Origin of the sequence: Halomonas sp. MCCC 1A13316, assembly GCF_014931605.1 — a bacterium.
In the GTDB taxonomy this organism is placed as follows: Bacteria; Pseudomonadota; Gammaproteobacteria; order Pseudomonadales; family Halomonadaceae; genus Halomonas.
On record NZ_CP053382.1, the window covers coordinates 1609422 to 1628064 of the forward strand.

The 18643-nt window shown below is 63.8% G+C and carries 14 protein-coding genes; 12 read left to right on the plus strand and 2 right to left on the minus strand.

Annotation, left to right across the window (positions count from 1 at the left end):
- Positions 1-112 precede the first annotated feature (112 nt).
- The 5 genes from hrpA (at position 113) to HNO52_RS07525 (ending at position 7872) form a co-directional block, all read left to right on the plus strand.
- Positions 113-4147 carry an ATP-dependent RNA helicase HrpA gene (hrpA, locus tag HNO52_RS07505; protein WP_197568530.1) on the plus strand — a complete coding sequence of 1345 codons (4035 nt, stop codon included), beginning with the start codon at positions 113-115 and terminating at the stop codon, positions 4145-4147.
- Between the two features lie 85 nt (positions 4148-4232).
- A complete protein-coding gene (locus HNO52_RS07510; protein ID WP_197568531.1) occupies positions 4233-5354 on the plus strand; it encodes a beta-ketoacyl-ACP synthase III in 1122 nt (373 codons plus the stop codon).
- Between the two features lie 37 nt (positions 5355-5391).
- On the plus strand, positions 5392-6156 hold the full coding sequence (locus HNO52_RS07515; protein ID WP_197568532.1) for an MlaA family lipoprotein: 765 nt from the start codon (positions 5392-5394) through the stop codon (positions 6154-6156).
- Positions 6157-6167: 11 nt separating this feature from the next.
- Positions 6168-7373, plus strand: coding sequence for a PP2C family protein-serine/threonine phosphatase (locus tag HNO52_RS07520; RefSeq protein ID WP_197568533.1), 1206 nt, complete (start codon positions 6168-6170; stop codon positions 7371-7373).
- Positions 7360-7872 (plus strand): STAS domain-containing protein, encoded by a 513-nt coding sequence (locus HNO52_RS07525; RefSeq protein ID WP_167118982.1) that lies wholly within the window; start codon positions 7360-7362, stop codon positions 7870-7872. Before HNO52_RS07520 ends, HNO52_RS07525 begins: the two co-directional genes overlap by 14 nt.
- Before the next feature lie 69 nt (positions 7873-7941).
- On the opposite strand, the gene tal is transcribed toward HNO52_RS07525, so the two are convergent.
- Complete coding sequence (gene tal, locus HNO52_RS07530; RefSeq protein ID WP_197568534.1) at positions 7942-8877, minus strand: transaldolase; 936 nt, start codon at positions 8875-8877, stop codon at positions 7942-7944.
- Positions 8878-9021: 144 nt separating this feature from the next.
- Here tal and HNO52_RS07535 point away from each other — a divergent pair, with 144 nt between their 5' ends.
- From HNO52_RS07535 to HNO52_RS07565, 7 genes are all read left to right on the plus strand, one after another.
- Positions 9022-10206 (plus strand): Bcr/CflA family multidrug efflux MFS transporter, encoded by a 1185-nt coding sequence (locus HNO52_RS07535; protein ID WP_197568535.1) that lies wholly within the window; start codon positions 9022-9024, stop codon positions 10204-10206.
- A complete protein-coding gene (locus tag HNO52_RS07540; protein WP_197568536.1) occupies positions 10199-10933 on the plus strand; it encodes a sulfite exporter TauE/SafE family protein in 735 nt (244 codons plus the stop codon). Before HNO52_RS07535 ends, HNO52_RS07540 begins: the two co-directional genes overlap by 8 nt.
- Positions 10934-11038: 105 nt before the next feature.
- The gene (locus HNO52_RS07545) at positions 11039-12067 is read left to right on the plus strand and encodes a substrate-binding domain-containing protein (RefSeq protein ID WP_197568537.1); all 1029 of its coding nucleotides are present in this window, start codon (positions 11039-11041) and stop codon (positions 12065-12067) included.
- A 102-nt stretch (positions 12068-12169) separates the two neighbouring features.
- Positions 12170-13426: a phosphate ABC transporter permease subunit PstC gene (gene pstC / locus HNO52_RS07550; RefSeq protein ID WP_197568538.1), complete on the plus strand. Its 1257-nt coding sequence runs from the start codon at positions 12170-12172 to the stop codon at positions 13424-13426.
- Positions 13427-13444: 18 nt separating this feature from the next.
- Positions 13445-14611, plus strand: coding sequence for a phosphate ABC transporter permease PstA (gene pstA / locus HNO52_RS07555; RefSeq protein WP_197568539.1), 1167 nt, complete (start codon positions 13445-13447; stop codon positions 14609-14611).
- A 57-nt stretch (positions 14612-14668) separates the two neighbouring features.
- Positions 14669-15478: a phosphate ABC transporter ATP-binding protein PstB gene (pstB, locus tag HNO52_RS07560; protein WP_442907143.1), complete on the plus strand. Its 810-nt coding sequence runs from the start codon at positions 14669-14671 to the stop codon at positions 15476-15478.
- A 183-nt stretch (positions 15479-15661) separates the two neighbouring features.
- On the plus strand, positions 15662-17353 hold the full coding sequence (locus tag HNO52_RS07565; protein ID WP_197568540.1) for a methyl-accepting chemotaxis protein: 1692 nt from the start codon (positions 15662-15664) through the stop codon (positions 17351-17353).
- A gap of 4 nt (positions 17354-17357) precedes the next feature.
- Here HNO52_RS07565 and HNO52_RS07570 read toward each other — a convergent pair whose 3' ends face one another.
- Positions 17358-18566, minus strand: a complete 1209-nt coding sequence (locus HNO52_RS07570; protein ID WP_197568541.1) for an MFS transporter — start codon at positions 18564-18566, stop codon at positions 17358-17360.
- Positions 18567-18643 lie beyond the last annotated feature (77 nt).

The following is an 18643-nucleotide window of genomic DNA, read 5'->3' on the forward strand; positions in this document are numbered from 1 at the left end:
CTCCGACCGAGTTCACCTGAAATTGGCCGACCTTCGGCCAGCAGCGCTACAATGACCTGCCCGCTCCGACACATCGGGGCGGGCAGGTTTTTTCCTTGGCAAGAGGCATTTCGTGAGTACCGCAATCACCACTGGTTCCACCGTCACCGATGGCAAGAGCGAGCTTTCCCGCCTCGAGCACGCGCTGGGCGAGGTCATGCTGCGCGATCGCGGGGCGCTATCGCGCAGGCTCAACGGCTTGAAGCGGCGCCTGCGCGAAGGCAAGGCGGTGGACCGTGGGCTGGCCGAGGTGGCACGTGACATCGAGCGCTCCGAGGCACTGGCGGCAAGGCGTAGAGCACAGCCGGTAGCGCTGAATTACCCCCCCGAGCTGCCAGTGGCCGAGCGCCGCGACGAGATCCTCGCCGCGCTGCGTGAACATCAGGTAGTGGTGGTGGCCGGCGAGACCGGCTCGGGCAAGACCACCCAACTGCCCAAGTTGTGCCTGGAGCTGGGCCTGGGGCGCCGTGGCCTGATCGGACACACCCAGCCGCGTCGCCTGGCGGCGCGCTCGGTAGCCACGCGGCTGGCCGAGGAGCTCGAGGTGCCGCTGGGCGAGCAGGTGGGCTACCAAGTGCGCTTCACCGACCATACCGGCGACGCCACTTTGATCAAACTGATGACTGACGGCATTCTGCTGGCCGAGACCCGCCACGACCCGGATCTCAGTCGCTACGAGGCGATCATCATCGACGAGGCCCACGAGCGCAGCCTCAACATTGACTTCCTGCTCGGCTATCTCAAGCGCTTGCTGCCGCGCCGGCCCGAGCTGAAGGTAATCATCACTTCCGCCACCATCGACGTGGCGCGCTTCTCCGAGCACTTCGCCCTGCCCGGTGCGGATGGCGAGTCGGAGCCTGCCCCGGTGGTGGAGGTCTCCGGGCGCGCCTATCCGGTGGAGGTACGCTACCGCCCGCTGGTACGCGAAACCGACGACGAAGCCGATCGCACACTGCAAGAAGGCATACTTCACGCGGTGGAGGAGATCGAACAGATCGAGCGCGACAAGCGCTGGTTCCACGGGCCGCGCGACATCCTTGTGTTCCTGCCCGGCGAACGAGAGATCCGTGAGACCGCCGACACCCTGCGGCGTGCCGACCTCAAGGGCAGCGAGATCCTGCCGCTCTACGCGCGGCTCTCCAACGCCGAGCAGAACCGCGTCTTCGCCCCTCACGCCGGGCGGCGCATCGTGTTGGCCACCAATGTTGCCGAGACCTCGCTCACGGTGCCGGGCATTCGTTACGTGATCGACCCGGGGCTGGTGCGCATCAGCCGCTACAGCTACCGAGCCAAGATCCAGCGGCTGCCGGTGGAGCCGGTCAGCCAGGCCAGTGCCAACCAGCGCAAGGGACGCTGTGGGCGCGTGGCCGAGGGTGTCTGTATTCGTCTGTATGACGAGGAGGATTTTCTTTCTCGCCCCGAATTCACCGATCCCGAGATCCGACGCACCAACCTGGCTTCGGTGATCCTGTCGATGCTGTCCCTCAAGCTTGGCGATATCGAACGATTTCCTTTCGTCGACCCGCCCGATTCGCGCTTCGTCAAGGACGGCTTTCGCCTGCTGTTCGAGCTGGGGGCGGTGGACGAGGGCAACCGCCTGACGCCGATGGGGCGCAAACTCGCCCGGCTGCCGATCGACCCGCGCCTGGCGCGCATGGTACTGGCCGGTGCCGAGCAGGGCGGCCTGCGCGATGTTTTGGTGGTGGTGTCGGCGCTGGCGGTACAGGACCCTCGCGACCGTCCGGCGGAGAAGCGCGAAGCCGCCGACCAGGCCCACCGCCGCTGGCATGATCCGGACTCCGATTTCGTCGCCCTGCTCAACCTGTGGCAGGGCTTCGAGGCGGCGCGCGAGGAGCTTTCAGGCAATCGACTGCGACGCTGGTGCAAGGAGCGCTATCTCAACTATCTGCGCTTGCGTGAATGGCACGATACCTTCCGGCAGCTGCGCCAGTTGCTGCGCGAGATGGAGATCGAGGTGCCTCCGCCTGCGCCACTGCCCGAGCAGGCGGCAGGAGAAGAGCAAGATAAGGCGAGGCTCCAGGCGCGCCGACAGAATGCCGTGCAATTGCACAAGGCGCTGCTGCCGGGGTTGCTCTCGCACTTGGGCATGCTCACCGAGAATCGCGAATACCTGGGCGCTCGGAACCGCAAGTTCGTCATCCATCCCGGTTCCGGGCTGGCCAAGAAATCGCCCAAGTGGCTGATGGCCTTCGAGCTGGTCGAGACCACTCGACTGTTTGCCCGCACCGTGGCCAGGATCGAGCCTCAGTGGATCGAGCCGGTGGCGGGGCATCTGGTCAAGCGCAGCTACAGCGAGCCGCACTGGGAGATGAAACGTGCCCAGGTGGTGGCCAAGGAGCAGGTCAGCCTGTTCGGCCTGCCCATCGTCACCGGGCGCAGCGTTCATTATGGTCCGATCGCCCCGCACGAGGCACGTGAGCTGTTCATTCGCCGCGCCCTGGTGGAAGGGGAATTTCGTACCAAGGGGGCATTCTTCGACTACAATCGCGCTCTGGTGGAAGAGGTCGAGGATCTCGAGGACAGGGCACGCAGGCGCGACATACTGGTCGACGAAGAGACCCTGTTTGCCTTCTACGACGAGCGGATTCCCGAAGATATCGTCAACGGCAAGGGCTTCGAGGCGTGGCGCAGGAAAGCCGAGGCCAAGAGCCCTGACGTCCTCAAGTTCGATCGTGCCGCGCTGCTGGCACGCGAGGCCGGGGAAGTTACCGAGACCCAGTATCCCGACGAACTCGTGCTCGGCGGCGTGCGCTATCCGCTCGATTACCGCTTCGAGCCCGGCGCGCCGGACGACGGCGTGACCCTGACGGTGCCGGCGGCGATGCTCCCACAGCTTCCTCGGGCACGGCTCGAGTGGTTGGTGCCGGGGCTTCTACGCGAGAAATGCATCGCCCTGCTCAAGTCGCTGCCCAAGTCTGTCCGCCGTCAGGTGGTGCCGATTCCCGATTGGGTCGATGCCGCATTGGAGACGCTCACGCCCGACGACGTACCGCTCAGCGAGGCGCTGGGAGAGTTCCTGCGCCGCCGTACCGGCGTTCGAGTGCATCCAGACGACTGGCGCTACGATCAGCTCGAGCCTCACCTGATCATGAACGTCCACGTGGTCGACCATGAAGGCAACACGCTGGGCCAGGGGCGCGACGTGCGCGAGCTCGAGCGGCGCTTCGAAGCCGCGGCGGGCGAAGGCGCACGGGCGCTGGCCGCCGAGGTCAGCGACGCGCCCGATGTCGCCGGCCTGCCGGAGACGCCGCTGCCCGAATCGCGAGTGACCACCCAGGCAGGCATCAGGGTCGAGGCATTCCCGGCGCTGGTGCCGGCGGAAGGCGAGGCGTTCCGCATCGAGCTGTTCGATCATCCCGGCAAGGCCGAGCAGGCACATCGCCGCGGTGTGGTCAGGCTAGCCATGGCCCGCCTGCCGGATCAGGTGAGAACCATCCAGCGGCTCAAGGGGCTCGAAGCGTGCGCTCTGCTGTTTACCAAAGTGGGCAGCAAGCGCGAGTTACTGGACGATGTGGTCGAGGCGGTCTTCGCTCGCAGTGTGGCGATGTCGCCGCTGCCGCGCTCGTCAGTTGAACTCGAAGTTCGGCTCGAGGCGACGCGTGCCGAGCTGATACCCAATGCCGAGGAGCTGGTAGCGACGCTCAAGAAGGCCCTGGAAGGGCATCTGGCGATCGCAAAGGCGCTGAAGGGTAACCTGAATCTGGCGCTGGCGCTGGTATACAGTGATATCAAGGCACAGATGCAACGGCTGGTGCATCCCGGCTTCGTGAGGGAAGCGGGCGAGTGGCTCGAAGAGTATCCGCGCTACATGGAAGCGGCGCTGATCCGCCTGGAGAAGGCGCCGCGTGAGCGCATGCGCGACCAGATGCACATGCAGGAGGTGCAGGATTTCGAGATGCGCCTGGCGGCGCGACGCGAGAGCCAGCGCCGCGGCGGCCACGAGTATCCCGAGCTGGTGGAGTTCGGCTGGTGGATCGAGGAGCTGCGGGTATCGTTGTTCGCCCAGCAGCTCGGCACTCGCATGCCGGTCTCCGTCAAGCGCCTCGAGCGGCGCTGGGCGGAGCTGGTGGGGCATGGTCAAGGCTGACCTTGACGTGCCGATAATAGAGACATGAGGCATCGGCTAGCCGATGCTCAGCCAGCGGCGACACGGCCGCACGAGGGAGAAGATAATGACAGACGTCGTGATTACCGGTACGGGACTCTTCACGCCGGAGCACGCCATTGACAACGAGGCCCTGGTAGCCTCGTTCAACACCTGGGTGGACGCGGAGAATGCGCGGCATGCCGCCGCCATCGAGGCGGGCGAGCGCGAACCGCTCCAGCACTCGAGCAGCGAATTCATCGTCAAGGCGTCCGGCATACACAGCCGCTACGTGCTGGACGCTGCCGGTATCCTCGACCCCCAGCGGATGCGCCCACGCCTGCCTTCGCGCAGCAACGACGAGCCCTCGATCCAGTGCGAAATGGGTATGGCCGCCGCGCGCCAGGCACTGGAGACGGCCGGCGTCGAACCCGGCGAGATCGACATGGTGATCGTGGCCTGCTCCAACCTGGAGCGGGCCTATCCGGCGGTCGCGGTCGAATTGCAGGCACAGCTAGGAACCCAGGGACATGCCTTCGACATGAACGTGGCATGCAGTTCGGCTACCTTTGCCATCGACCTCGCGGCCAATGCCATACGCGGTGGCAATATCAGGCGCGCCCTGGTGGTGAATCCGGAGATCTGCTCGGCGCATCTCAACTTCCGCGACCGTGACAGTCACTTCATCTTCGGTGACGCCTGTACGGCCGTCGTGCTGGAAGACGCCGCGCTGGCTACGTCGGAAACCCGTTTCGAGATTCTCGGCACGCGTCTGGCCACGCGCTTCTCCAACGCCATTCGCAACAATGCCGGCTTCCTCAACCGGGTAACGGACAGCGATCCCCTGGCCAGCGACAAACTGTTCGTGCAAGAGGGCAGGCGCGTCTTCAAGGAAGTGTGTCCCATGGTAGCGGCGTTGATCAACGATCACCTGCAGAGCCTTGGGCTCGAGGGCAACGACCTCTCACGCCTGTGGCTGCACCAGGCCAATCACCACATGAACGACCTGATTGCGCGGCGCGTGCTGGGCCACGACCCCGAGCCCGGCCAGGCGCCAATCATCCTCGATCGTTACGCCAATACCAGCTCGGCGGGATCGATCATCGCCTTCCACCTGCACCATGCCGATCTTGAATCGGGCAACGTGGGGGTGGTCTGCTCGTTCGGTGCCGGGTACAGTGCCGGCTGCGTTGTGGTGCGCCGGTTGTGAAGGCACCGCTTACGGTAACCTGCAGGAGACTTAGTCGATGGTCGTGAAGCAGACCGGCTTTTTTTCACGAGCCTTGGTCGCCCTGGCGGCCGTGGCCATGCTGGCCGGCTGTGCCGGGCGGGTAGCGGTGGAGGATCGCCACCCCGATGACCCTTGGGAGGGCTTCAATCGCCGGGTATTCTCCTTCAATGAGGCAATCGATAGAGCGGTACTCAAGCCGGTTGCGCGCGGCTACCGCACCATTACACCCGATCCGGTTCAGACCGGTGTCGGCAATTTCTTCTCCAACCTGGGTGAAATCCGTACCGCGCTCAACAGTCTACTGCAGGGTAAGCCCGCCAACGCCGGACTCTCCACCTCGCGCTTCCTGATCAATTCGACGGTGGGCATCGTCGGCCTGTGGGATTTCGCGACTCACATGGGCATTACCGCCGAGGAGGAGGATTTCGGCCAGACCCTGGGCGTCTGGGGGATGGGCGAAGGGCCCTATCTCATGCTGCCGCTGTTGGGGCCCAGCACGGTAAGGGACACGTCCGGCCTGCCGCTGGACGCCTATACCTACCCGCTGACCTACGTCGAGGATGACAAGGTGCGCTATAGCCTGACCGCGCTGCGTATTGTCGACGCGCGGGCAGGCTTTCTCGACCAGGAGGAGTTGATCCGCGGAGACCGCTATGTCTTCATTCGCGATGCTTACTTGCAGCGCCGGCGCTTCGAAGTCAGTGACGGCGAGATGGGAGACGATCCTTTCGCCAGCGACGAATTCGACTTCGATTTCGACGATGCCGACTTCGCCGATTGAGGCCTGAGCCGATGGATGCACCCAAACCGCTGATCGGCTTGCTCGACGAGCCCGGCGCCTATCGCGATGCCCTGGCCGATACCATCGCTCGCGACGGTCTGGCCGTGTATGCCGCGGAGCGCTTCGAGGACTTGCCGGCGGAAACGATGTTGGTCGTCGCCCATGCCCAGGCCATTCCCAGCCTGGCGTGGTCGAGCCTGACGGAGCGCCTGCCCACTGTGGTGGTCAGCGACTCACGTCTCGACGCCGACCTGCTGACCGCGGTTGACGTGGGGCTGGTGGACTACGTCGTAGAGCCAATGCGCCATGGCCAACTGCTGCGACGAATGATCCGCAAGGCGATCGAGCTGCGGCAACTGGAGGATGAGCGCAAGCAGGATCGCGAGCGCCTCGCTCAGCTCAATGCCCATCTGGAAGAGCTCAACGAGAGCCTCGAGACACACCTGGCGCTGCTGCGACTCGACCAGCAGGCGGGAGGCCAGATCCAGCGCAAGCTGCTGCCGCCTCATCCTCAGACCATCGGTGGCGTGACCTGTGACTACTGGCTGATCCCGTCTCTCTATCTTTCGGGTGATTTCCTCGATTTCCAGCGCTTCGACGAGCGCTACACGCTATTCTACTTCGCCGATGTGTCTGGCCATGGGGCCTCGTCCGCGTTTGTCACCGTCCTGCTAAAGTATCTGTTCAACCGTTGGTTGGGCGACTGGGACGCCAGCCAGCCGGAGGAACTGCCGGCGCGTTGGTTGGCGGCACTCAACCGGGAGCTGCTGGATACCGGGATAGGCAAGCATGCCACGCTGTTCGTCGGTGTCATTGACCAGCAGACCCGGGAGCTTCACTATTCGCTTGGCGCGCAATTGCCGACGCCGTTGCTGGTGGCCGATGGAAAAGTCCAGGAACTACCCGGCGAAGGCATGCCGGTGGGCCTGTTTCCCGGCGTAGAGTATCCACGTTTGAGGTATAGGTTACCGTCGAACTTCCGGTTATGGTTGTGTTCGGATGGAATATTGGAGTGTCTGCCGGGCGAAACGCTCGACGCACGGCTCAGGGAACTCGAGCAACGTGTGCTGACCTGTACGACGTTGGAGCGGCTTCGCGACAGCCTGATGCTGGACTCTCCCCGTGACATCGATGCCGAAGGGGATGACGGCGGACAGGAACTGCCCGATGACCTGACGATCATGATGTTGAGCGGATTTGGCAATGATCACGAATGAAGGCCGCGTCCAGGCGGCGTTCGACTCCGGTGTCTTCGTTCTCAAGCTGTGCGGCGACGTACGCTTGACGCTATGCGCGACGCTGGATACCCAGGCCCAGCAGCTTGCTCGTACGCCGGGCCTGCAGTCCCTGATCATCGATCTGCGCGAGGCCACCAACGTGGACTCTACCGCCCTTGGGTTTCTGGCCAAGGTGGCCATGGCGGTCAAGGACAGGATTCTCTACAAGCCGACCATTGTGGTTAACAACCCCGATGTGCAGCGCATGCTCGAAGTTATGGGTTTTGCCCAGTATTTCGCCATGGTCGAAGCACCTCTCACGGAAACCAGTGAACTCAGCGACTTGCCCGAGATTCCGGCCGACATGGAGGAGATGCGGAAGCGTATCCTCGAGGCACATCGCATCCTGATGCGCATGAGCGAGCACAATCGGGAAGAGTTTCAGCCGCTGGTCGAGATGCTGGAAGGGCAGGAGACCTCCCACACCGACAAGCACTAGCTCGCTCGGCTTGTCTGTTTCGGCAGGCGTGATGCCACACCTGCCTGCTCGAGTGTCTGTCGCTTCCGGTTACTGGCGCAATTCGCCCAGCAGCTTTTCCAGCTTGCGTTGATCGGCGGCGAACTTGCGTATACCTTCGGCCAGCTTCTCCGTGGCCATGGCATCTTCATTCATTTCCCAGCGGAACTCCGCCTCATCCTGGGGCTCCGGCGGCGAGGTCTCGGCGTCGGTCGGGCTCAGTCGGCGTTCGAGCCGGTCATGGCTTTCGGCCAGCTCGCCAAGCAGAGCAGGGGAGATGGTCAAGCGGTCGCAGCCAGCCAGCGATAGGATCTCTCCGACATTACGGAAACTGGCCCCCATGACGATGGTGCCGTAGCCGTGTCCCTTGTAGTGCTCGTAGATGCGTCTGACCGACTTGACGCCGGGATCGTTGTCGCCGCGAAAATCGGCATCCGGCCACTCTGCCCGGTACCAGTCGAGGATTCGACCGACGAAGGGCGACACCAGCGTCACGCCGGCATCGGCGCAGGCCTGTGCCTGGGCGAAGCTGAACAGCAGGGTCAGGTTGCAATGGACACCCTCGCGCTCCAGCTGGCGGGCGGCGCGGATACCCTCCCAAGTCGAGGCGATCTTGATCAGGATGCGTTCGGGACCGATGCCGTGGCGATCGTAGCGCTCGATCAACGAGCGGGCTCGAGCCAGGGTTGCCTCGGTGTCGAAGGAGAGCCGGGCGCTGACTTCGGTAGAGACGTAGCCGGGTACCAGGCTACTGATCTCACTGCCGATTTCCACGGCGACAGCATCCAGGGCGTCGTCGATGTCGGTGGCCTGCCGTGCGATTTCCGCCAGCCGCTCGCGGCGCCCCTCGTGCTGCGCGGCCTGAAGGATCAGCGAGGGGTTGGTGGTGGCATCGGTCGGTTGAAAACGACGAATGGCACCAATGTCTCCGGTGTCGGCCACCACCGTGCTCATCGTCTTGAGTTGGCTAAGCAGATCCTCTGCCATTGCAGTCTCTCCTGAGTGTCGGTATTGAGCCACTTTAACAATTGGGCGGTAAGGCGAACAGACGCGTTGGCGCGGCAACGACTCTTGAGTTGCGCTATGATTAGCCTCCTAGCTTTCTCTTTTCGAGGTCGCAACGGAGTTATATTGGCACTCTCTCCCCGACGCGTGGCCCTGCTGGTGGCAACCAATACGGCACTGGCACCTTTCGCCATCGATGCCTATCTACCCGCCATGTCGGCACTGGCCGACACTATCGGCGCCAGTATTCACCATACCGAACTCTCCTTGAGCGCTTTCCTGGCCGGTTTCGCCCTGGGCCAGTTGCTGTTCGGGCCGCTCTCCGACCGGGTCGGGCGTAAGCCGGTACTGCTGGGTGGCCTGGTGGCCTTCTTCCTGGCCAGTCTGGTGATTACCACGGTCGACTCGCTGTCGGAACTGCTGGCCTGGCGCTTCGTGCAGGCCTTGGGCGGTGGGGCCACGGTGGTCAACTCGGCGGCCATTGTGCGGGATTGCTTCAGCGGCCGAGAGGCCGCCAAGGTGATGTCGACCATGGCGATCATCATGCTGCTGGCGCCGCTGGTGGCACCGGTGGTGGGTAGCGGCCTGCTCTATCTTGGCGACTGGTGGCTGATCTTCATCTTCCTGGCCGGCTATGCCGCCTTCCTGATGTGGCTGATGGGCACACGACTGCCCGAGACCCGAGCCCCCGGGTCGCCAAGCGCCTCGCCACGTCAAATGCTGGGCAACTACCTCAGCGTGCTGCGCCACCGCGAGGCCATGGGCTACGTGTGCGCTGCCTCCATGTCCTTCGCCGGGTTGTTCGCTTTCATCACCGCCTCGCCTTTTCTCTATCTGGAGCACTACGGGCTGAGCCCAGGGCTCTATCCGCTGGTGTTCGGGGTCAACGTGGTGACCATGGCGGCTTCCAATCGACTCAACATCCGCTTGCTGCGCTGGCGCAGCCCACAGCAGAATCTGCGCCTGGGGTTGGCCATCCAACTGGCGGCGGCGACCGGTCTCGCCCTGCTGGTCGCCACCGGCCTGGAGTCGCTGTGGACGGTGGTGCCGTTGATCATGCTGTTCGCCGGTACCATCGGCCTGATCGCACCCAATGCCATCTCCTCACTGCTGGATCACTTCCATCACATGAGCGCCACGGCGGCTGCCTTGCAGGGCAGCATTCAATTCTCCTGCGGGGCGCTGGCAGGCGTGCTGGTGGGCGCCTTCCAGATCGATAGCGCCTGGCCCATGGTGGCCACCATGCTGGGGGCGTCGCTGGCCGGCAACCTGGGGCTGCGTCTGCTGTCGGCTCGGGTTGAGCATGCCTGACGCTTGGCTGGCGTGGATCGACATGACGCTCGGCACATGGCTGAGTTGTGCCCTGGTGCTGGCGCTGGGCGCTTTCGTGCAGCGGGCCACCGGGTTCGGCCTGGCGGTGGTGGGAGCCCCTTTGCTGCTGCTTATTGATCCACGGCTGGTGCCGGTAACCCTGGTACTGTTCGGCTTTACCGTATCGCTGTTGATGATGCGGCATTATCGCCATGAGGTGCGTATGGCCGAGCTCGGCATGGCGCTGGCTGGGCGGTTGCCCGGTAACGGCCTGGGGCTGTGGTTGCTGCTCACGGCACCCTTGGCGGTGCTGGAGAAACTGATCGCCGCCAGCGTGCTGTTCGCCGTGGCGGTCACACTGTTCCGCCTGCGCCTGCCGGTCAACCGTGCGAGCCTGTTCGGCGCCGGTGTGCTGTCGGGAATCTTCGGCACCGTGGCCGCTATTGGTGGTCCGCCCATGGTCCTGCTGATGCACGGCCTGACGCCGGATCGACTGCGCGGTAACCTGGCGGCATTTTTCCTGATCACCTCGAGCCTGACCCTTGCCACCCTGGCGCTGGCCGGGCAGGTGCGCCTGTGGCACCTGGGGCTGGCGCTGACCCTGCTGCCGTCGGTGCTGCTCGGCAGCGCTCTTGCCAACCGCGTGGCACATCGCCTCGACCGCCGGCGGCTGCAGGGGGCGTCATTGGCGTTGTGCACGCTGGCCGCGCTGGGCCTGCTCATCTGATGCAGCGAATAAGAACGGTCACATTGTCACGAAGTTGTCATGGAGCTGCGGCATCGTATGCCGTGCAAAGGCTAGATACCTTTCTCATCGACAGGAGTGACTCGCATGAACCGCACCATGAAGAGCCGTGCCTTCAAGACAACCATCGTCGCCGCTGCCGTCATGGGCGTGGTAGGCGTCGCGCAGGCTCGCGATCAGATCCGCATCGTCGGCTCCAGCACCGTCTACCCTTTCGCCAGCTACGTGACGGAAGAGTTCGGTGCCGTCACCGAATATCCGACTCCCGTCATCGAGTCGACCGGTTCCGGTGGTGGTATCCGCCTGTTCTGTAACGGTGTGGGCGAGGGAACTCCCGATATCTCCAACGCTTCGCGTCGCATCAAGTCCTCCGAGCTTGAGCGCTGCGAAGAGAATGGCGTCACCGATGTGACCGAGGTGAAGATCGGCTCCGATGGCATCGTCTTCGCCCAGTCCAGCGAAAACGAGTCAATGGATCTCACCCTTGAGCAGCTGTTCCTGGCCGTGGCCGCTCAGGTGCCGCAGGATGGCGAGCTGGTCGACAACCCCTACCAGAAGTGGAGCGATATCGACTCGTCGCTGCCGGACCGCGAGATCTCCATCTACGGCCCGCCCACCACCTCCGGTACCCGCGACGCCTTCGAGGAGCTGGTCATGGAGGCCGCGTCCAGCGAGATGAACGTCTACGGCGAGGAAGGCTATACCGATATCCGCGCTGACGGTGCCTACATCGATGCTGGCGAGAACGACAACTTGATCGTGCAGCGCCTCTCAGAAGATACCGACGCCTTCGGCATCTTCGGCTACTCCTTCCTGGTCGAGAATCAGGAGGCGCTCAGCGCTTCCAGCATTGGTGGCGTCGAGCCGGAGGCCGAGGCGATCAGTGCCGGTGACTACCCGATCGCCCGCTCGCTGTGGTTCTACGTCAAGAACCAGCATGCCCAGGACGTGCCGCCGCTCTACGATTACGTCGAAATGTTTGTTTCCGAAGAAATGATCGGCGAGGGCGGCTACTTGACCGACCTGGGGCTGATTCCGCTGCTCGAGTCAGAGCGCGAGCAGACCCGCGAGAAGGTCGAGGAGCGGGTTAGCCTGCAGGCTTCCGACCTGAAATAAGGTAGGTGGCGGGCAAGGAGGCCTGATCGGCCGGCAACTCTCGGGTTGCCGGCCGTTGCACGTTCCGGCAACCTGCCGTCGACAGTCATCAGAGAGAGAGTCATGCAGACCAATCAACTTTTGATAATTTTCATCGGCGGCCTGCTGCTGCTGGGACTGATCGCCTTCGTCCTGGGCCGAACCAAGGCAGCCAAGGTGCGGGCTTCGGGCCAGGCCATGTACGCCCAGCCCGATCAGTACGCCTGGTTTACGGTTGTCGCTACCGCGGGTCCGGCACTGCTGGTCAGTGTCGTTGGCGCCTTCGTCATGCTGCTGCTGGGGGCCGAGATCCCCACTCTGATGCTTTTGGCCGGCAGCCTGGCAGTTGCCGCTGTGGGAGCCATCGTCGGACTCGCGTGCATCCGCCCCGACTTCCATGCTCGCCAGGCGATCGAGCGGGTGATCCGCTGGTTGCTGATCAGTGCCGCCCTGATCTCAATCCTTACCACCTTCGGCATCCTGTTCTCGATCATCTTCGAGGCACTGCGCTTCTTCCAGATGCACAGCTTCTGGGAGTTCGTGACCGGCACGGTGTGGAACCCGGGCGCGAGCTTCCTGGCAGCGGCCGGACGTGCGGACGATGCCGCAAGCGCCGCTCAGTTCGGTTCGGTGCCGCTATTCGCCGGCACGTTCATGATCACCGCCATCGCCATGCTGGTGGCGATCCCCATCGGCTTGTTGGCGGCCATCTACATGTCGGAATTCGCCCCGCAGCGAGTGCGTACCCTGGCCAAGCCGACCCTGGAGGTGCTGGCGGGCATTCCTACCGTGGTCTACGGCTTTTTTGCCGCCATTACGGTTGCCCCGATCATCGTCAATATCGCCGGGTTCTTCGGCCTGGACGCCTCGTTCAACAATGCCGTGGCACCGGGCGTGGTGATGGGGATCATGATCATCCCGTTCATCTCGTCGCTGTCCGATGACGTCATCAATTCGGTTCCCGACAGCATGCGCCAGGGCTCGCTGGCCTTGGGAATGACCAAGGGTGAAACCATTCGCGACGTGGTCATACCTGCGGCGCTGCCCGGCATCATTTCGGCCTCGCTACTGGCGGTGTCGCGTGCCTTGGGCGAGACCATGATCGTGGTGATGGCGGCCGGCATGCGTCCCAACCTCACGGCCAATCCGCTCGAGGACATGACCACCGTGACGGTGCGCATCGTGGCCGCGCTGACCGGCGACCTCGAGTTCGAGAGCGCGGAGACGCTCTCGGCCTTTGCCCTGGGGCTGGTGCTGTTCGCCGTCACCCTTAGCTTGAATCTGGTGTCGGTGCTGATGATTCGCCGCTTCCGCGCCAAGTATCGTGTCAACAACCTGTAACGCCGAGGAAACGACCCGATGAGTCAACCCTTCGACACCATCAGCGCGCAGCTGCGCAAACGCCATCGCAAGTCGGCGCGGCTGAAATGGATCTCCATGAGTGCGCTGGGGCTGGCAGGCCTGTTCCTGGTGCTGTTCTTCGCCGACATGCTGAGCAAGGGGCTGCCGGCCTTCCAGCAGGCCTACATCCAGGTCGAGCTGGAGTACAACGAGGACGCCACCCGCATGGGACGCGCCGCCATGGATCCTGATGTGGCCAGGCTGGTCAGCCGTACCTTCGAGCGCCTCATTCCCGGTATGCTGCGCGACGACCCCGAGCTGCTGGGAACCAGCGAGACGCGCTGGGTCCTGGCCACCAGCGAAGTGGATCAGTACCTCAAGGGGCACGAGAACAAGCTGCGCGGCAACCAGCAGGAGGTGGTCGACGAGCTGGTCGAGGACGGGCGTCTGGAGCTGCGCTTCAATACCGCCTTCTTCTCACGCGGCGACTCCAAGATGGCCGAGAGCGCGGGCATCCTTGCCGCCGCGGTGGGTACGGTGATGACCATGTTGGTAACACTCGCCATTGCCTTTCCGATCGGTGTGATGACTGCGATATACCTCGAGGAGTTCGCTCCTGACAACCGACTGACCCAGTTCATCGAGATCAATATCAATAACTTGGCGGCCATTCCCTCGATTCTTTTCGGTCTGCTGGGCCTGGCGATCTTCATCAGCTTTTTCGGCGTGCCTCGCTCGTCGCCACTGGTGGGCGGCATGACGCTGGCGCTGATGACGCTGCCGGTTATCATCATTGCCACGCGGACGGCGCTGCGCAGCGTACCTGACTCGATCCGACATGCTGCGTTCGGCGTCGGCTGTTCGCGCTGGCAGGTCGTACGCGACCATGTGCTGCCGTTGGCCATGCCGGGCATCATGACCGGCTCGATCATCGGCCTGGCGCAGGCCATGGGCGAGACGGCACCGCTGATCATCGTCGGTATGGTTGCCTTCATTCCGGATGTTTCGGCGTCGTTCACCGAGGCTGCCACGGTGCTGCCGGCGCAAGTCTTCACCTGGGCCGGGGAGCCGGAGCGCGCTTTCGTCGAGAAGACCGCGGGCGGCATCCTGGTGCTGTTGTCTATCCTTATTTTCCTCAATGCCAGTGCGGTCATCCTGCGCAAGAAATTCGAGCGCCGTTGGTAGGCCCAGGGAGGTCACGAATCGATGAACATCCAAGTTTCCGAGCGGAGTAGCACCCCCATGTCTCAACCCCAGGCCGGTCAACCGGTGACGCGCAACCCGGATGCCAACCACGAACTGAGCATTCGCGTACGCGACCTCAGTCTCTGGTATGGCGACTCCCAGGCATTGAAGAACCTCAGCATCGACCTGTACCAGAAGAACGTCACCGCATTGATTGGCCCGTCGGGCTGCGGCAAGTCCACCTTCCTGCGCTGCCTCAACCGCATGAACGACCTGATCCCCGGCGTGCGTATCGAAGGACTGGTGGAGATGGACGGTCGTGACGTCAACGGGCGAAAGATGGATGAAGTGGCCCTCAGGCGTCGCGTGGGCATGGTGTTCCAGAAGCCCAACCCCTTTCCCAAGTCGATCTACGAAAACATCGCCTACGCACCGCGTATGCACGACTTGGTCGGGCGCAAGGCCGAGCAGGATGAGCTGGTCGAGCGTGCCCTGCGCGATGCCGGCCTGTGGGAAGAGGTCAAGGACAAGCTGCACCAGCCGGGCACTTCGCTGTCGGGCGGACAGCAGCAGCGCCTCTGCATAGCCCGTGCCATCGCCGTGCAGCCCGACGTGATCCTGATGGATGAGCCGACCTCGGCACTCGACCCCATTTCGACCGCCACCATCGAAGACCTGATGGACAAGCTGAAGAAGCAGTTCACCATCATCACGGTGACGCACAACATGCAGCAGGCGGCGCGGGTAGCCGATTACACCGCCTTCTTCCACCTGGGCGAGATCTTCGAATACAACGATACCAAGACGATGTTCTCCAACCCGGCCACCAAGAAGGCCGAGGACTACATCACCGGCCGCTACGGCTGATCGTTCGTCATTACGTGGGGCAGGGTGGCCATTGCACCTGCCCCCTTTCCTGCATATCCCCCTTACCGTCTCGTCCTCCTCTGCCTGCCTTCCCCGAACTGTCATCTTGGCCTGTTACTTATGTACCCCGCAGGGCGGCCAGCTTTGGCCGTGCCGGACGATAACCAAATGCGCGGGGAGCGTATGAAACGATTCCAGGACATGACGGTTCGGCTCAGCTGGTCGCTGGTGCTGATGGCTTTCAGCGTACTGATACTCGGCACCGGCGCGCTGGGGCTGGTCTCCAATCACTTGAGTCGTGATGCGTTTGGCACTTTTGATCGGCTCAACGTGGAGCAGGCTGGCGCGCTGAATCGCACCTATACCCGCGTGCTGCAGGCGCGACTGGATATGGATCGGGCCGCCGAACTGATGCGTGCGCCAGCCTTCGAGCTGCCGGAGCCGGTACTCGAGCGCGCGCAGGAGAAGCTGGCCGATGCCGAGCTCGCCTTCCAGGCATTTCTCGACATTCCCCCGGCCGAGCAGCGCGAGGCGAACGTCGAAGCTCTTGCGGATCGCTACCAGTCGCTGGTGAACAACAATCTGAAGCTTCAGATGTTGTTGCTCGAGGAGGGCGACCATGCGGGTTATCGCTCCGGTCAGTCTCGCGTCAGCGACAGTGGCCAGGCCTTCATCGAGGCGGCCGATACCTTTCTCGCCGCTTCGGCTGCCCAGGGAGAAGCCTTGACGCTGCGTTTCGAGCGTCTGGCCGACTGGATGACCTGGGCCATTCTGGCGGCGCTGGTCGTGGCAGGTGCGATGATGGTAGCTGTCATATGGGGCGTCACGGTCAATGTCATTCGACCGCTGCGTCGCATCGTCGAGCATTTCAAGCGTATCGCCAAGGGCGACCTCGCCGCTCCCATAGAAGCGCGGGGTCGCAACGAAATCGGTCAACTGTATGCCGAGCTGGCCACCATGCAGCGCTCGCTCATCGAGACCGTGGGTTTTCTGCGCAGCGGCAGCGACTATGTCCATTCGGGTAGCCGAGAGATGGCCGGGCACAACCAGGCGCTGGCGGCGCAGACTCGCCAGCAGGTCGTGGCGCTGGAGCAGACCGCAGCCAACCTGGAGCAGCTGACGGCTACCGTGGCCAGCAATGCTGACAGCGCCCGCCAGGTGGGTGAGTCGGCCGAATCGGCGACCCAGCGTGCCCACGAGGGAGAGGCTGTCATCACTCGCTTCATCGCGACCATGGACGAGATCCACTGCCGCTCCGATGAGATTGCCAGCATCGTGGGTGTCATCGAGTCGATCGCCTTCCAGACCAATATCCTGGCCCTGAATGCATCCGTGGAGGCGGCGCGTGCCGGCGAGCAGGGCAGGGGGTTCGCCGTGGTGGCCAACGAAGTCCGTGCCCTGGCATCGCGCAGCGCCGATGCGGCGCGGGACATTCGGCAGCGCATCCAGGCCTCACAGGCGAGCGTGGCTGAGGGCAATTCCCTGTCGTTGCGAGCTGCCGAACATACGCGTGTCATCATCGAGGCCATCGAGCGGGTGGACAGGCTCATGGAGCAGGTCGTGCATGCCTCCAACGAGCAGCGCCTCGGCATCGAGGAGGTGAACCGGGCCATGGGCCAGATGGAGGGTGCAACCCGCGAGAGCAGCCAACTGGTGGATCAGGCCGCTGGTAATGCCAGGGAGCTCGAAGCCCAGTCGCTGCACATGCAGGAGCAAGCCAAGCGCTTCGTACTGCCCGCTACGCTCGCCCTTCCAGCGGATTTACAGCGGTGGCGTACGCCATGGTGCGGTGTCGAGCAGTGGGGCATGGCTGCAGTGGTTGATGACGCTGGCAGGCAACGCCACCAGGACGAACATGAACTCGAGCCGGCCTAGCGGCTCACTCCTGGTGTACCGGTGGCGACGGCGAAACGGCCGGGTCGGCCAGCCCGCGCAGAGCCCACAGGCCGAGAATCGGCCCCGGCAGTAACCACCACAGTACCCAGGTGCCCTGCAGCGACCACAGCGAGGTCGTCAGTGAAATGGCGGGAATGGTCAGGGCGAAGCCCACTGCATTCATCACGGCAAGTGTCGAGCCGATGCGCTCGCGGGGTGCCGTGGCCGCTGCCAGGGCCGAGAACTGCGGCGAATCGGCAATCACCGTAAGACCCCACAGGAACAGTAGCGCCAGCAACAGACCCGGCGGCGCCCAGCCCAGCAGCGGATAGGTCAGGCAGATCGTCCCGGAAGCCATCAGTGCCCAACGAGCCACCCACAGGCTGCCCAGATGCCGGCTCAACCGGCCGCCGCCGACGCAGCCCGCCAGCCCCAGCGCAATAATGCCGAACGACAGCCAGGCCACCAGGTCGGAAGACGCCATGAGTCTCTGGATCTCGCGATGTACCAGGAAAGGCGTCAGCATCCAGAAGGCGTAGAGTTCCCAGCAGTGGCCGAAATAGCCACCCGCCACGGCGCGAAAACGCCCCGCGGCCAGGGCTGCCAGGCCTTCAGTCAGGCGTACCCTGCCGGCCGGTGGCGGCAGGTGAGGGCCGTCGCCCAGGGCGTGAACCATGGCGCCACCCAGCAGGGCCAGCAGCGAGGCGCCCAGCAAAGGCCACTCCCAGGGCATACCCAGAGTACTCCCTCGCAGCAGGTGCGGCAGGGCGGTGCCCAGTGTCAGCATGCCCACCAACCAGGCCAGCGCCGCCCCGGTGTGTCGGGGTGTCCAGCCGATCACCAATTTCATGCCCAGTGGATAGATGCCCGCCAGGCACAGCCCGGTGGCGAAGCGCAGCATGAGTGCCAGCGTCGGTTGATCGGCGACCAGGACGAAACCGGCATTGACGACGGCACCCAGCAGGCAGGAGACGGCAAAGATACGGCTGGCGTGGAAGCGATCGGCGAGGCCGGTCACGGCGATAGCCAGGGTGCCGGCGATGAAGCCTGCCTGCACGGCCAGGGTCAAGCGGCCCAGGTCGACCTCGGAGAGGCCCAGGTCGCGCGAGAGCGACAGGCCAACGCCGTTGACGCTGAACCAGAGCGACGTGCCGCAGAGCTGGGCCAAAACAATGAGGGCCAGGGGGTGGCGCTGACGGAGGCGAGTCTTCATTTTTCTATCGTCACCGCGCCAAACAGGTGAGGCAAGGCGCCATTCGTCGCGTCCAATCAGTTATCAGAAGCAGGCGA

Bases quoted from the DNA above. Each gene is read 5' to 3' on its own strand.
- HNO52_RS07510 (WP_197568531.1), top strand. From the start codon at position 4,233: ATGACAGACGTCGTGATTACCGGTACGGGACTCTTCACGCCGGAGCAC.
- HNO52_RS07515 (WP_197568532.1), top strand. From the start codon at position 5,392: ATGGTCGTGAAGCAGACCGGCTTTTTTTCACGAGCCTTGGTCGCCCTG.
- HNO52_RS07520 (WP_197568533.1), top strand. From the start codon at position 6,168: ATGGATGCACCCAAACCGCTGATCGGCTTGCTCGACGAGCCCGGCGCC.
- HNO52_RS07525 (WP_167118982.1), top strand. From the start codon at position 7,360: ATGATCACGAATGAAGGCCGCGTCCAGGCGGCGTTCGACTCCGGTGTC.
- tal (WP_197568534.1), bottom strand. From the start codon at position 8,877: ATGGCAGAGGATCTGCTTAGCCAACTCAAGACGATGAGCACGGTGGTG.
- HNO52_RS07540 (WP_197568536.1), top strand. From the start codon at position 10,199: ATGCCTGACGCTTGGCTGGCGTGGATCGACATGACGCTCGGCACATGG.
- HNO52_RS07545 (WP_197568537.1), top strand. From the start codon at position 11,039: ATGAACCGCACCATGAAGAGCCGTGCCTTCAAGACAACCATCGTCGCC.
- pstC (WP_197568538.1), top strand. From the start codon at position 12,170: ATGCAGACCAATCAACTTTTGATAATTTTCATCGGCGGCCTGCTGCTG.
- pstA (WP_197568539.1), top strand. From the start codon at position 13,445: ATGAGTCAACCCTTCGACACCATCAGCGCGCAGCTGCGCAAACGCCAT.
- pstB (WP_442907143.1), top strand. From the start codon at position 14,669: ATGTCTCAACCCCAGGCCGGTCAACCGGTGACGCGCAACCCGGATGCC.
- HNO52_RS07565 (WP_197568540.1), top strand. From the start codon at position 15,662: ATGAAACGATTCCAGGACATGACGGTTCGGCTCAGCTGGTCGCTGGTG.
- HNO52_RS07570 (WP_197568541.1), bottom strand. From the start codon at position 18,566: ATGAAGACTCGCCTCCGTCAGCGCCACCCCCTGGCCCTCATTGTTTTG.